This is a genomic window from Saccharopolyspora gloriosae (assembly GCF_014203325.1).
In the GTDB taxonomy this organism is placed as follows: Bacteria; Actinomycetota; Actinomycetes; order Mycobacteriales; family Pseudonocardiaceae; genus Saccharopolyspora_C; species Saccharopolyspora_C gloriosae.
The window spans coordinates 6526708-6540615 of the sequence record NZ_JACHIV010000001.1 but is presented as its reverse complement, the minus strand read 5'-3'; the positions used below and the strand labels follow the sequence as shown (position 1 = coordinate 6540615).

The following is a 13908-nucleotide window of genomic DNA, read 5'->3' as shown; positions in this document are numbered from 1 at the left end:
CCGGCAGGATCCGGGCCGGTTCCTGCCGGCTCTCGTGAACAACCAGCCCGTCGAACCGAACAGGCGTCAAGTGACCGGGGAAAGCGCCAAGCCGGACGAGAACCCGCGCGGCTACTCCGGGGCCATGTCCACGAAGCGGCTGTAGTGCAGCTGGTGGGCGACGGTGATCGTGCTGGTCGGACCGGCCCGGTGCTTCGCCAGGATCAGGTCCGCCTCACCCATCCGCGGGTCGTCCCGCTCGAACGCGTCCGGCCGGTGGATCAGGATCACCATGTCCGCGTCCTGCTCCAGCGAACCGGATTCACGCAGGTCGGAGAGCTGGGGACGCTTGTCGTTGCGCTGCTCGGGACCACGGTTGAGCTGGGAGATCGCGACGACGGGGACTTCGAGCTCCTTCGCGAGCAGCTTCAGGTTTCGGGAGAACTCCGAGACCTCCTGCTGCCGCGATTCGACGCGCTTGCCCGAGGTCATCAGCTGCATGTAGTCGAGCACCACGAGCTGGATGTCGGCGCGCTGCTTGAGCCGCCGCGCCTTCGCGCGGATCTCCATCATGGTCAGGTTCGGCGAGTCGTCCACGTACAGCGGTGCTTCGCTGATCTCGCTCATCCGGCGGGCCAGCCGGGTCCAGTCGTCGTCGGTCATGCGGCCACCGCGCATGTCGCCGAGCCGGATGCGCGCCTCCGCGGAGAGCATGCGCATCACGATCTCGGTCTTGCCCATCTCCAGCGAGAAGATGACGCTGGCCATGCCGTGCTTGATCGACACCGTGCGGGCGAAGTCCAGGCCGAGCGTGGAGTTGTGCGTGGGCACCATGCCGCGACCGGCCAGGTACAGGTGGTCCGGGGCGTCGACCTCGACGCAGCGCACCGGCACGCTCGGCACTTCGCGGATGCCGACGACGGCGCGCAGCGGCAGCTCGTGGTCCTGCCGGGCCTTCTTGTGCTCGGTGTTCTTCGCGGGCAGCCGGAAGACCTCGTCGGCGCCGCTGTCGAAGACGAGCGCGACGCGGTCGAAATCGCCCTGCTCGGATTCGGCGATCCGCGCTCCGCAGGTGTAGCCGAGGCTGAGCACGAGTTCGCGGACCCGCACCGACAGCGGCTCGCTGATCTCCAGGCGCAGCGCGCCGTCGGCGCTGACCGAGCCGGCCGCGTCGAGCAGCCCGGCCAGCAGCGCCCGGCGCTGCTCCTCGCTGGCGCGCAGGTAGACCAGCGGCAGGTCGTGGTCGTCCCACGCGCCGAACCGGCCGAGCGCGGCGGGGATGTCGACGCCGAAGGCGGGTTTCGCGGCGTCGTCGGGGGCGGGGGAGGCGTCCGGCTCGCCGGCGCCGTCCGGGTCCGGCGGGAACTCGACGACGGCGCCGACGGGGGTGACCTGCGCGCCTTCCGATTCCGATGCGTGCGCGAGCCCGGCGAGCTCCAGCAGCTCCTGGTCGCCGTGCACCTCACCGGAGTCGTCGCCGGCCGCGAGCCACACGCCGAGCGCGTAGGGCGCCACCGGCAGCTCCTGCTGGGGCAGCCGGAAGCCGCCGTGCGCGGGCAGTTCCGGGCGGGCGCCGTCGGCCGCGAGGTCCGCGGTGGTCCGCACGCCGCCGTCGGCGAGCCGCCACTGGTGCTCGGCGTCGGCGATGATCACGCCGCCGTCGGAGAACTCGATCTCGTAGCACGGGCGGTCGGCGAGCACCTCCGTCGCGCGCAGCACCCGCACCGGGCGGCCCGCGGAACCGATGAGCTCGTCGCCGACGGCGACCTCGCCCATCGTGGTCCAGCCGCCGGGGGTGGGCAGCGGGGTGTCCAGCGCGAGCGCCTTGCCGACACCGGGGCGCGCCGCGACGATGATCATCTGGCCGGGGTGCAGCCCGTTGGTGACCTCGTCCAGATCCGTGAATCCGGTGGGGATGCCCTGGGACTCGCCGCCGCGCGAGGCGATGGCGTCGATCTCGTCCATCGTGGGCTGCAGCAGGTCTTCCAGCGCCGCGTAGTCCTCGCTGGTGCGCTTCTCCGTCACGTCGTAGATGGCGGACTGGGCCCGGTCGACGACCTCTTCGATCGCGGAGCCCTCGGCACCGTGGTAGCCGAGCTGCACGATGCGGGTGCCCGCTTCGACGAGGCGGCGCAGCACGGCCTTCTCGGCGACGATCTCCGCGTAGTAGCCGGCGTTGGCGGCGGTGGGCACGCTGGCGATCAGCGTGTGCATGTAGGGGGCGCCGCCGATGCGCTGCAGCTCCTGGCGGCGTTCGAGCTCGGCGGAGACGGTGATCGCGTCGGCGGGCTCACCGCGGCCGTAGAGGTCCAGGACGCAGTCGTAGATGGCCTGGTGCGCCGGGCGGTAGAAGTCGTTGGGCGTGAGCACTTCGACGACGTCGGCGATGGCGTCCTTGCTGAGCATCATGCCGCCGAGCACGGACTGCTCCGCCGCCAAGTCCTGCGGGGGTTGGCGTTCGAAGCCGTGATCCCCGTTCGACGCGGGTTGAGCGCCTCGTTCGTCTGCCAACGCCACCGGTACCCGTCACCTCCGACACCGTCGCCCGCCACCGCTGCGGGCGGCCTTACTGGTCGCGCGATCCATGGCCGACGCCGTCGACCGCGCTCGCCGACGGTGTGCGGCTGCGAGCCGCGCCACCTGATCACGAACCGTCACGCGCGGGCGCGTCGGCGAAGCTAGATCGCCCGCATGGACCAAGCAAACCGAGCTGTGGACAAGCATCGGGACAACCTGTGGATACCTGGGGACAGGTTGGAGATACCTGGGGACAACTCGGTGGAACCGATGGGGACAACCTGGGGACAACCGACCAAGATCATCCGAAAAGCGCAGGTCATCCCATGTGGACTACTTGTGGAAAAAACTGTTGAAAAACTCCCGGCGTGTCCCCGGGAAGTTGCCTGTTCGGCGTGTCGAGCTCGATGGCACACGAACCATTTCCGTGACCGTCAAGCCGACGATCAGGTGATCACCGTGGTCACGGCCGAAGCAGCCGGACACCGCGCGGCGGAACGGACTCGCGGGTCGATCGCCCGGCACCACGCGGAACGCTGATCCGGCCCGCCCCGGAAACCGGGGCGAACGGGATCAGCGACCGGAACCGGAAGTCCGGGCCAGCGCCCGGACTTCCGTCCACCGAATGCGTGCCAGGTCAGCTCGCGGCCGACACCTGGACGTTCACCGACGCCTTGACGTCGGGGTGCAGCCGGACTTCGACGCCGTGCTTGCCGAGGTCCTTGATGTGCCCGCGCAGGTCCACCGAACGCTTGTCCAGGTTCGGGCCACCGGCCTTGCGCACCGCGGCCACGACGTCGGCGGCGGTGATCGAGCCGAACAGCTTGCCCTGCTTGGAGACCTTCGCGGTCAGCGTGACCGCTCCGAGCTCCTGCAGCTGGGCCTTCAGCTCCTGCGCGTGCTCCAGGTTGCGAACCCGGCGCGCCTCCTGGGTGCGACGGATCGTCTCGACCTGCTTCTGCGCGCCCTTGGTGGCGACGATCGCCAGGCCACGCGGCAGCAGCAGGTTGCGTGCGTAGCCGTCCTTGACCTCGACGATGTCACCCGACTCGCCCAGGCCGGTCACGTCAGCAGTCAGAATGATCTTCACGACGTGTCTCCTTCTAGCGTCTCTCACGAGGCCGCGGGCATCCGGATCCGCGCGGCACGTGGCGGCGCGGAGCGGATGAGCGGTCTCGAATCAGCGGGCGGTCGAGGTGTAGGGCAGCAGCGCCATCTCGCGGGCGTTCTTCACCGCGATGGCGACGTCGCGCTGGTGCTGGCTGCAGTTGCCGGTCACCCGACGGGCACGGATCTTGCCGCGGTCGGAGATGTACTTCCGCAGCAGCGTCGTGTCCTTGTAGTCGATGCTCTGCGCCGCGCGGTCCTTGCAGAACACGCAGACCTTTTTCTTCGGCTTGCGCACAGGCGCCTTGGCCATGGTCTTCCTCCTGAAAAGCTAATACGAGTCGAGTGAGCGCGCGGGCGTCAGAACGGCGGTTCGTCGCTGAATCCGCCACCGGAAGAACCGGCGGGCGGAGCCGAACCCCACGGGTCGTCGGCGGGCGGCGCGGACGCACCGCCACCGCCGCCACCGAAACCACCGCCGCCGCCACCGCTGCGGCTGACCTTGTTCACCTTGGCGGTCGCGTACTTCAGGGCTGGCCCGATCTCGTCGACCTCGAGCTCGACGACGGTGCGCTTCTCGCCTTCCTTCGTGTCGAAGGAACGCTGGCGCAACCGGCCCTGCGCCACGACCCGCATGCCGCGGGTCAGCGTCTCGGCCACGTTCTCCGCGGCCTGACGCCAGATGTTGCAGCGCAGGAACAGCGCCTCGCCGTCCTTCCACTCGCCGGACTGGCGGTCGAAGGTGCGCGGGGTCGAGGCGATCGTGAAGTTCGCCACGGCCGCGCCGGAGGGCGTGAAGCGCAGTTCCGGGTCGGCGGTGAGGTTGCCGACCACCGTGATTACCGTTTCACCGGCCATCGCCTGGACTCCGTCCTTGACATGCGAGGTCTCTTGAAATGCGGGTCACCTGAGTACGGATCGCCTGCCTGCGAACCGGGAAGATCCGGTCGCGGTCGCTCAGGCCGAGGCCTCGGAGCGGTTGGCGTGCTTGGTCGCCTTCGCCGCCGCACGGGCGACGCGGGCCGCCTTGCGCGGTTCGGCGATGCGCCGCTGCACCTTGGTGCGCAGCACCGTCTCGTTCAGGTTCAGCTGGCGGTCCAGCTCCTTGACCGAGGCCGGCTCGCTGTTGAGGTCGACCACGACGTAGATGCCCTCGGCCTGCTTCTCGATCTCGAAGGCGAGGCGACGACGGCCCCACACATCGAGCTTCTCGATGCTGCCACCGTCGTTGCGGATGACCTTGAGGAAGTTTTCCAGGGACTGAGGCACAGTGCGCTCGTCCAGGCTCGGGTCGAGGATGACCATGAGCTCGTAATGACGCATGAAGACCACTCACCTCCTGTGGACTCACGGCCACGGACTTTCCGTGGCAGGAGGGTCGTTCACGAACTCGACAAGGCTAGCAACCTGGTCCGACGACCTGGAGAGCCGGGTGCCGAACGTCCGCCGGAACGAGCGGAAACGATGAATTCGACATTTCCGATCGCGAGGAGCGGAAATGTCGAATTCGATCTTCACGACGCATTCGGCGACCCGCGCGCGGATCGCCGCGCGGGATCAGGCGCGGCGCAGCACCCAGGTGCGCACCAGCGCGGCGGTCACGCCCGCCAACGAGATCGCGGCGATCAGCACCGGCAGCGCCACCCGGTTGCCCTGCCCCATCGGCAGCGCCTCCGCCTTGCCTGCGGCGCGGACCTCTTCCTGCGCGGCCAGCTCGGCCCGTTCCCTCTCCTGCGCCGCGGCCTGCTCGCGCAGGTCGCCGACGTTCGGCGTGAACCCGGGCACCGCGCCGAACTGGGCCTGCGCCCACGGCGGCAGCGCACCGGGCATGCCGGGAGCGCCGGAGGCGTAGCTCGGCGGCACGACGACGACCGGGGCGCCCGTCCCGTACCCGGGGCCGCTCGGCACGGCCGATCCCGGCGCGGTCGGCTGCACGCCCGGCTCGTTCGGCTGACCGCTGGACGGCGGCGCCGACGGCTCGGTGGGCTCGGGCTCCGGGGACGGGGGCGGCGGCGGGGGCTGCTCCTGCCCGGTGACCTTCGCGCCGAAGCAGCCGAGCGCGGCGAGGTTGCGGACGTGCTTGCTCACCTCGGCGCCGCGGCCCTGCAACGACGACAGGCCGTCGATCTGCGGGGTGAACGACTGGGCGAGGCTCTTGCCGCTGAACTTCTGGGTCTCCTCGGTGACCGTGCCCAGCGAGATCGCGCCGGTCCCGGCGAACTCCTGCTTCGCCTGGTCGGCGACGTCGAAGCCGAACGGGAACACCAGCAGCGTCGCCTGGTGCACCTTGTCGTCCAGCGTGGCGGGGGAGGCGAGGATGTTCTGGCCGAACTCGGTGCTGTCGGTCGTCCCGCCGCACTTCTCGACGACGACCGAACCGGCGGCGCTCGCGCTGCCGGCGCCGAGCAGGCTGCTCGCGGTGACCAGAGCGCCGACGGTGCCCGCCGCGAGCACCCGGCCGAGGCCGGACCGGCTCGCGCGGCTTCTGCGGATCAACGGGTTGACCTGGGACGACGGACCCCGATCAGGACGCATGCCTTCGTCACTCATGGTTCCTCCCCGCTTCACGACCCCGTGACACCCGTTCACTCTTCTAAGGAAAATAACGTGTGAACCATGGCAATGGTGACGGCCTGCACATGAAAACTTCGCAGAATCCGCATCTTGGGAAACCGGATCGATCGAGAAACCCGATCAGCCCGCCGAGCGCGGAGCCCGCGCCGCCGTGCCCCGCACCCGCCGGACGAGGAGGCCCCGCCCCGGCGGTTAAGCTGCGGGAATGCGCATTGGGGCTCACGTCCGGGACGACGATCCGATCACCGCGGCCGCGGAGCGGGGCGCGGAGGTCGTGCAGTTCTTCCTGTCCGACCCGCAGGGCTGGAAAGCCCCGAAACCGCACCCGCAGGCCGCCGAGCTGCGCGACAGCGACCTCGAGGTGTTCATCCACTCGCCGTACGTGATCAACGTGGCCTCGTTGAACAACCGGATCCGCATCCCCTCCCGCAAGTCCGTGGCGCAGCAGGCGAAGGCCGCCGCCGAGGTCGGCGCGCGAGGCCTGGTCGTGCACGGCGGGCACGTCACCAAGGACGACGACCCGGCCGAGGGCATCGCGAACTGGCGCAAGCTGTTCGAGCGCCAGGCCGACGAGGGCGGCTTCGCGGTCCCGGTGCTGATCGAGAACACCGCAGGCGGTGCCAACGCCATGGCCCGCCGCTTCGACATGCTCTCCCGCCTGTGGGACGCGGTCGGCGAGTTCGGCGCCGGGTTCTGCCTGGACACCTGCCACGCGCACGCCGCGGGGGAGGACCTGCCGGGCATCGCCGAGCGGGTGCGGTCGATCACCGGCCGCATCGACCTGGTGCACCTCAACGACTCGCGCGACGCGTTCGGTTCCTCCCGGGACCGGCACGCCAACATCGGCGCGGGCGAGATCGACCCGGACGTGCTGGTCGCGGTGTGCGACACGGCGGACGCGCCGGTCGTGGTGGAGACGCCGGGGGACGGCCAGGCCGACGACATCGGTTACCTCCGCGACAAGGTGCGCGGTTGATCGGGACCGGCCGCTAGGGTCGGCGGAACGCGACGCGCGGCTCCACTCGGCGCGGACGCATCGCGGACCGGACCCGGCGGGGAAGGACACCGATGCGCGAGCAGCTCCCGGCCGAACCGGCGGCCGACGGTCCCTGGAACGCCGGGCGGCGCCTCACCTTCGCGGCACTGGCGCTGTTATGCCTGATCACCGCGTTGACGCTGGCGGCGGGCTATGCGAACAAGGCTCGCTGCACCGGCCCCGAGTTCAACGAGTGGGGCCGGTCCGAACCGGCGTACCAGGAACGCGCCTACACCGAGGCCTGCTACTCCGACATCCAGAACCTGTGGGTCGGCCGGGACATCGACCGGCACGTCTTCCCGTACGTGCACGGCGGGATCGACGAGGACGGCTCGCTCTACGGCGGCGTCGTGGAGTACCCGGTGCTGTCCGGGTTGCTGATCTGGCTGGGCGCGGTGTTCGTGGACACCGACGCCGGGTTCCTCGCCGCGTCCGCGCTGATCATGGCTCCGTTCGGGCTGGCGGTGGCGTGGTGGCTGGGCCGGTTGAGCGGGTGGCGGGCGTTGCTGTGGGCGTTGAGCCCGCCGCTGGTGCTCTACGCGTTCCACAACTGGGACCTGCCGGTGGTGGCGTGCGCGGTCGCGGCGGTGCTCGTGGTGCACCGCGGCGGGACCTGCCCGCGGCGCCGGGCGGTGCAGGGCGCGGTGCTGCTCGGTGCCGGGTTCGCGTTCAAGATCTACCCGGGCCTGTTCGTGCTGCCGTTGGCGCTGTTCGTGCTCACCGGCGGCCGGGACGGGGCGGCGCTGCCCGCGGGCAAGCGGGTCGACGTGCGCGGTGCGCTCGCCGTCGTGGCGGCCGCGGCGGGAACGGCGGTGCTGGCGAACCTGCCGTTCGCGCTCGCCGGGTTCCGCGGCTGGTGGGCCTCGTTCCAGTTCCAGTCGGACCGCGACGTCGACCTGAGCACGAACTCCATCTGGTACTGGGGATCGCGCGGTTTCGCCGACGTCGACGGGTTCCAGGAGGCGATGAGCGTCGTCTCCCCGGTGGCGATGCTGTTGTCGTTCGCCGCCGCGTGCCTGGCAGGGCGGTGGGTGCAGCGGCGGACCGGGACCTACCCGTGGATCCAGGTATCGGCGGCGATGCTGTGCGGATTCCTGCTGCTGCACAAGGTGCACTCGCCGCAGTACACGTTGTGGCTGCTGCCGTTCTTCGTGCTGCTGCGGGTGCGCTGGGGCTGGATCGCCGCGTACCTGCTGGCCGATCTGGCGATGGGCATCAGCATCTTCCGGTGGCTGGGCGAGTCGAACGGGATCGGCGACGGGTTCACGGCGCAGGCCCTGATGATCGGGGTCTGGGGCCGGGCGGCGCTGCTGGTCGGCTTGTTCCCGGCGTTCCTGGGCGCGAGGTCCACCGTCGACGAGGACGAGCGCACCGCCGCGCCGATTGCGGATCAGCCGACGCGCTCCCCGTGCTGAGCGCGTGAGCCGACGGGTCCGCCGACGGTGCGCGCCCAGCCGCCGATGCGCTGCGCCGCGCCGCGCGGCCACGGCAGCGTGACCCGGTCCGGCGCGGCGTCGAGGAAGCCGCCCGACGGGTCGTCCACCGCCGCCCGGCCGCGCGAACCCGCGGGGTCCAGCGCGCGGCGCACCCGGTCGGTGGCCGGGTTCAGGATCTCGTGCACGACGAGCGCGCACAGCGCGATCACCACGAGGTCGCGGATCAGCACGGCGCCGAGGAACCAGCCCTCGGGCAGGCCCTTGTTGCCGGTGCCCAGGTAGTAGTACATCCGCGGCGCCCACACCGCGGCGTCGACGATCATCCAGGTCAGCACCCAGCGCCAGCGCGCCACGGCCAGCACCGCCAGCGGCACCAGCCACAGCGAGTACTGCGGGCTCCACACCTTGTTGGTGAGCAGGAACGCGGCCACGACCAGGAAGCACAGCTGCACCAGCCGGGGCCGCACCGGCGCGGCCAGCGCCAGCCAGCCGATCACGGCGCAGGCCAGCGCGAACAGCCCGAGCGACACCGCGTTGAGCACCACCGGCGTCTGCCCGGCGGCGAGCGGCCCGTCGAATCCGGCCCAGCCGGTGAAGTAGGACAGCGCGTTGTAGAGCGAGTCGGGGTCGGCGGCGCGCGAGGCGTTGAGCCGGTAGAACTCGCCCCAGCCGACGGGGTAGAGCAGCAGGATCGGCAGGTTCACGACGAGCCACGCGGCGACCGCGCCCGCGAGAGCGCGCCCGCCCGCGCGCATCCGCCCGGACCGCAGGCAGAGGACCAGCAGCGGGCCGAGGAACAGCAGCGGGTACAGCTTCGCCGCGCCGCCGAGGCCGATGAGCACCCCGGCGAGCCAGGGTCGTCGCCGGGACCACGCCAGCAGGCCGCCGACGGCGAACGCGGCGGCGAGCGTGTCGAAGTTGGTGAAGGCGTGCACGAACACGAGCGGGCTCAGCGCCACCAGCGCCGCGTCCCACACCCGGCGGCCCGCCAGTCCCATGACCGCCCACACGGCGACGAGCCAGGCCCCGGTGAGCCAGAAGGCGGTGACGTTGAAGTACAGGACGGTGATCATCGCCGCGGGCAGCAGGCCCATCCCCGCCAGCGTCGCCCAGCCGTCGGTGATCTTCGCGTTGAGCCACTGGAAGACGCCGGTGACCACCGGATATTCCATGTACTGCTTGTCCTGCGGCGCCGCTCCGGGGCTCTGCGTCCACGGCGTCTTGTACGGGAACACCCCGTCCGGGGCCAGGTCGCCCATGCCGAAGCGGGGGATGATGTCGGAGTAGCACATCGCCGTGTACTGGCGGTTCGCCCGCCAGTCCAGCTGGGTGCCCTGCGAGGTGTCGTAGGTCTGCAGGCACGGCGCCTTGAACAGCCACGCCGCGGCGAGGGTGATCATCGCCAGCAGCAGCAGCACGCGCAGCGGGGTCCAGAACCACTGCCTGCCGACCTGCGCGTGCCGTCCGAGGGGGCCGCCGAGGGGGCGGGACAACGCCGCCGCGAGGGGCTCGGTCCAGGTCGGTGCGACCCGGTCGGCCGCGTCCAGCGAGTCGCCGTCCACTGCCGCGCTCACCTTGTCGGGCTCCTCGGGCTCGGTGACGGCGTGCTCGGGCTTGGTGGACACGCCCGGATGCTACGGCGTTCGAGTGGTTCCCCCACGCCCGCACCGGGTGGCTCCGCGAGCCACCCGGTGCGGGCCGGGATCATTCTCCGTCGCGGCCGCGGGTCGGGGCCACGCCGTTCGCGCCGCCCGGACCGTCGTTGCCGGGACCGTCCTCGTCGTTGCCGCTGCCGGGCGGGCAACCGAGCCAACCGCAGTCGCCGGACGGGTCGGAGCTCTCCGACTCGCTCTCCGAGGTCTCGCTCTCGCTGCTGGTCGGCGGCTGCGTGGACGTCTCCGGCGGTGCCGAGGTCGGCGGCGGGGGCGGCGGCGCGCTCGTCGTCGTCGGCGTCGGCGGCAGCTTCTGCTCGAACTGGCCGATCGGGGACGGCTTCGGGAACTGCTCCACCGGGAGGTTCTGGTGGTAGCTGTTCATGAACTCCTGCCAGATGTCACCTGGCAGGCCGCTGCCGTAGATGATCTTGCCGCTGGCTTCTTCCACCGGAATCGGCTTGCCGTCCTGGTCGGCGAGCATGCCGACCGCCGCGGACAGCTGCGGCGTGGTGCCGATCATCCAGGCGTTCTGGTTCTTCTCGGTGTCGAAGTACTGGTGCGTACCGGTCTTCGCCGCCACCGGCCGGTCCTTGTTCAGCGACAGCTTGGCCCGGTCGGCGACACCGAGCATCGACTCGATGACGTTCGCCGCGAGGTTCTTGCTCTCGGAGGCGCTGTCCGCGAACGCGGGCTTGGAGGGTTCCGGAGCGAACTCCTCGGTCTTGACCGCGTTCTGGATCTTCTGCACGAACTGCGGGTGCACCTGCTTGCCCTCGTTCGCGAACGTGGCGTAGGCAGCGGCCATGTCGACGGTCCGCACCGGGTAGGCGCCCAGCGCGATGCCGGCGTCGACACCGCCCTCGGGGTTCTGCAGCGTGGGCTCGCCGTTGTACTCGGCCGGGATGCCCGCCTGGATCGCGGCCTCCCGCACCGACGGCGTCCCGAACTTCTCCGCCATGCGCACGAAGACGGTGTTCACCGACTTGTCCATGGCCTCGCGGACACCGCAGTACTTCGGGTTGTCGCACACCGAACCGGGAGCGTTGCCGAACGTGGTGCCCAGGATCTCCTGGTGGTCGCTGCCGTCGTAGTACTCGCCGATGCCGTAGTCCTTCTCCAGACCGGCCATCACCACGAACGGCTTGAACGACGAACCCGGCGGCTGCGGCGAGTCGGCGTAGTCGAAGTACACCTCGTTGCCACCGCCGTAGTAGGCGCGGACGCCACCGGTCTTCGGGTCGACCGCGACCAGCGAGGTGCGCAGGTTCTGCGGCTGGCCGTTGAGCACCTTGGTGACCGCGTCCTCCGCGCTCTTCTGCGCGGCCGGGTCGATGGTCGTGGTGATCGTGTAGCCGCCGAGGGTCAGCGCCTGCTCGTCGTAGCCTTCCCGCTCCAGCTCAGCGAGGACCTGCTTGCGGATGTGCAGCTGGGAGGCGTTGCCGTCGGGCTTGCTCTTCCACGCGTCGCGCTCCCGGGTCTCCGGCAGCGCCATGCCCGCGCGGACGTCCTGGGTGACGAAGTTGTTCTTCAACATCTGGTCGGCGACGTAGGTCCAGCGCCACTGGCCCTGCTCCTGGTCGACCCTCGGGTCGTTGTCGGTGGGGCGCTGCACCATGCCGGCGAGCACCGCGGCCTCGCTCGGGTTCAGGTCCTTCGGCAGCTTGCCGAAGTACGCCTCCGCCGCGGCGTGGATGCCGTTGGCACCGCGGCCGTAGTAGGCGGTGTTCATGTACGCCTTGAGGATGTCGTCCTTCGACTGCTGGTTGGTCACCTTGTAGGCGACGACGACTTCCTTGACCTTACGAGTGATCGAGTACTCGTCCGCGTCGAGCGCCAGCTTCACGTACTGCTGGGTCAGCGTGGAACCACCACCGGCGCCACCGGCGATCTGGTTGTAGACGGCGACCATGATGCCGCGGATCGAGAAGCCGGGGTTGGTGTAGAAGGTGGCGTCCTCGGCCGCGACCGTCGCGTCCCGCATCGGCTTCGAGACCTCGGCGTCGAGGTCCCGGATCATCGTCATCGAACCGCCCTCGGGCTCCACCCGGGTGAGCTCCTGGCCGTTCGAGTAGTTGATCGTGATCGTCTGCTCGGTCTTGCTGGCGATCTCCTCGGGGTTCGGCACCGGCCACATGGCGTAGCCGTAGGCGAAGGTGCCGATGCCGATCAGCAGCATCGCCGCCGCGGCGACGTAGCAGCTGCGGCGGATGCGACGCCAGATCACCTTGCGCTTGGCCTTGCGGGCGCTCAACTCGTCGTCCGGGTCGAGCAGCTCGTCGTCGGGGCCGTACCCGTCATCGCCATGCCCGCCGTCCCCGTACCGGCCGTCGTCGTAGCCGTCGTCGTAGTCGTCGTACCGGCCACCCTCGGAGTACGGGTCGGACGAGTAGTAGTCGTAGGAGCTCTGCGTGGCCTCGTGGGTCAGCAGCTGTGGTTCGCGCGGGGCGTCGTTGCCGGAGGCACCGCTGCCCGCGCCCATGCCCGCGGCACCGGCGGCACCGGCTCCGGCGGCACCCGCGGCTCCACCGGCGGCACCGCCACCTGCGGCAGCGGCGGCTCCGCCGAGCGCGGCGGCACCGGCCACCCCACCCACGACGCCACCGGCCGCGGCGGCTCCACGACCACGGCCGCGGCCCTGGTCCTTGCCGTCGCCGGGGGTCTGCGGAATGTTCTCGGTGGGCCGCTCACCGGGAGGCACGGCGGCCTGCGAGGGCCTGCCGGGCGGCGGCGGGACCTGCCGGGTGCTCTGCTGACCGGGCGGGGGCACCTGCCGCGTCGGCTGCTGGCCGGGGCGCTGCGGCTCGAACTGCTGGGTGCTCTGCTGATCCGGCGACGCGGGCTGCTGCGGCGAACCGGGCTGCTGAGCGGCACCGGACTGCTGAGAGCCGGGCTGTCCCTGCTGCCCGGCACCGGCCTGGCGCTGCGCGCGCTGGTCGGGTGCGGGCGGCGGCTGCTTCGTGAACGAGGTGGGCAGGTCGAGCTTGCGACCGCTCTCCCCGGAGTCCGCGGCGGCGCGCTTGCCGGTGGGCGCGTCGTCCTCGTCGTCGAACGACGGGGTCCAGGCGCCGGTCTGCTCGCTCGGAGCCTCGGCGTCCTTGCCCGATCCGCGCGGCGGCGCGCTCTCGCCGGGCCACTGCGGCTGGTCGCCGCCCTGGCGGGGCCGTCCGGGCGGAGGCTGCTGGCGCGTGCCCTCACCCGGCCGCTGCTGGGCGCCGCCCTGACCTTGGCCGGGCGGTGGGCCCGCGGGCCGCTGCCCGGCGCCGCGCCCCGGCGGGGGGTTCTGCGGCGCGCCGGGCGGCGGCCCCTGCGGGCGCTGCTGCTGCCCACCGGGTCGCTGACCGCCGGGCGGCGCGGGGTTCTGGTTCTGCGGTCCGGGCGGCCGAGCGCCCGGCGGCGTGCCGCCCGAAGGCGGCGGCCCCTGCGAGCGCGGAGCCTGCTGCCGGGACGTGGGGGGCGTGGCCCGGTCGTCGGGGGAACCGGGGTTGCGACCTTCGGGCTGCCGGGAGTGGCGGCCACGAGCTGGGTCGTCACGCTCGTCGTTCACGAGTTGGCCTCCAGGACAGGCGTCGTGCGACGCCAGGTGATGCATTCACGTCGGGGTAAC

General features: G+C 71.1%; 10 protein-coding genes. 2 read left to right on the top strand and 8 right to left on the bottom strand.

The annotated features are described in order from the left end of the window. Positions 1-111: 111 nt before the first annotated feature. The 6 genes from dnaB to BJ969_RS28395 all read right to left on the bottom strand — a co-directional run bounded on the left by dnaB (position 112) and on the right by BJ969_RS28395 (position 6153). Positions 112-2496 carry a replicative DNA helicase gene (gene dnaB / locus BJ969_RS28420; protein WP_184484104.1) on the bottom strand — a complete coding sequence of 795 codons (2385 nt, stop codon included), beginning with the start codon at positions 2494-2496 and terminating at the stop codon, positions 112-114. 637 nt (positions 2497-3133) lie between these two features. After that, a complete protein-coding gene (gene rplI / locus BJ969_RS28415; RefSeq protein ID WP_184484102.1) occupies positions 3134-3586 on the bottom strand; it encodes a 50S ribosomal protein L9 in 453 nt (150 codons plus the stop codon). Between the two features lie 90 nt (positions 3587-3676). Further along, positions 3677-3916: a 30S ribosomal protein S18 gene (rpsR, locus tag BJ969_RS28410; RefSeq protein WP_184484100.1), complete on the bottom strand. Its 240-nt coding sequence runs from the start codon at positions 3914-3916 to the stop codon at positions 3677-3679. A gap of 47 nt (positions 3917-3963) precedes the next feature. After that, on the bottom strand, positions 3964-4461 hold the full coding sequence (locus BJ969_RS28405; RefSeq protein ID WP_184484098.1) for a single-stranded DNA-binding protein: 498 nt from the start codon (positions 4459-4461) through the stop codon (positions 3964-3966). A gap of 99 nt (positions 4462-4560) precedes the next feature. Next, the gene (gene rpsF / locus BJ969_RS28400; RefSeq protein WP_184486008.1) at positions 4561-4926 is read right to left on the bottom strand and encodes a 30S ribosomal protein S6; all 366 of its coding nucleotides are present in this window, start codon (positions 4924-4926) and stop codon (positions 4561-4563) included. Positions 4927-5160: 234 nt separating this feature from the next. Further along, complete coding sequence (locus BJ969_RS28395; RefSeq protein ID WP_184484096.1) at positions 5161-6153, bottom strand: hypothetical protein; 993 nt, start codon at positions 6151-6153, stop codon at positions 5161-5163. 229 nt (positions 6154-6382) lie between these two features. Between BJ969_RS28395 and BJ969_RS28390 the strand changes: the two genes are divergently transcribed. Together BJ969_RS28390 and BJ969_RS28385 are read left to right on the top strand one after the other, a co-directional pair. Next, positions 6383-7153, top strand: a complete 771-nt coding sequence (locus BJ969_RS28390; protein ID WP_184484094.1) for a deoxyribonuclease IV — start codon at positions 6383-6385, stop codon at positions 7151-7153. A gap of 92 nt (positions 7154-7245) precedes the next feature. Next, positions 7246-8628, top strand: coding sequence for a glycosyltransferase family 87 protein (locus tag BJ969_RS28385; RefSeq protein WP_184484092.1), 1383 nt, complete (start codon positions 7246-7248; stop codon positions 8626-8628). On the opposite strand, the gene BJ969_RS28380 is transcribed toward BJ969_RS28385, so the two are convergent. Continuing rightward, positions 8604-10274: a glycosyltransferase family 87 protein gene (locus BJ969_RS28380; protein WP_425503588.1), complete on the bottom strand. Its 1671-nt coding sequence runs from the start codon at positions 10272-10274 to the stop codon at positions 8604-8606. The genes BJ969_RS28385 and BJ969_RS28380 overlap by 25 nt on opposite strands. A 79-nt stretch (positions 10275-10353) precedes the next feature. Then, the gene (locus BJ969_RS30935) at positions 10354-13848 is read right to left on the bottom strand and encodes a transglycosylase domain-containing protein (RefSeq protein WP_221315967.1); all 3495 of its coding nucleotides are present in this window, start codon (positions 13846-13848) and stop codon (positions 10354-10356) included. Positions 13849-13908 lie beyond the last annotated feature (60 nt).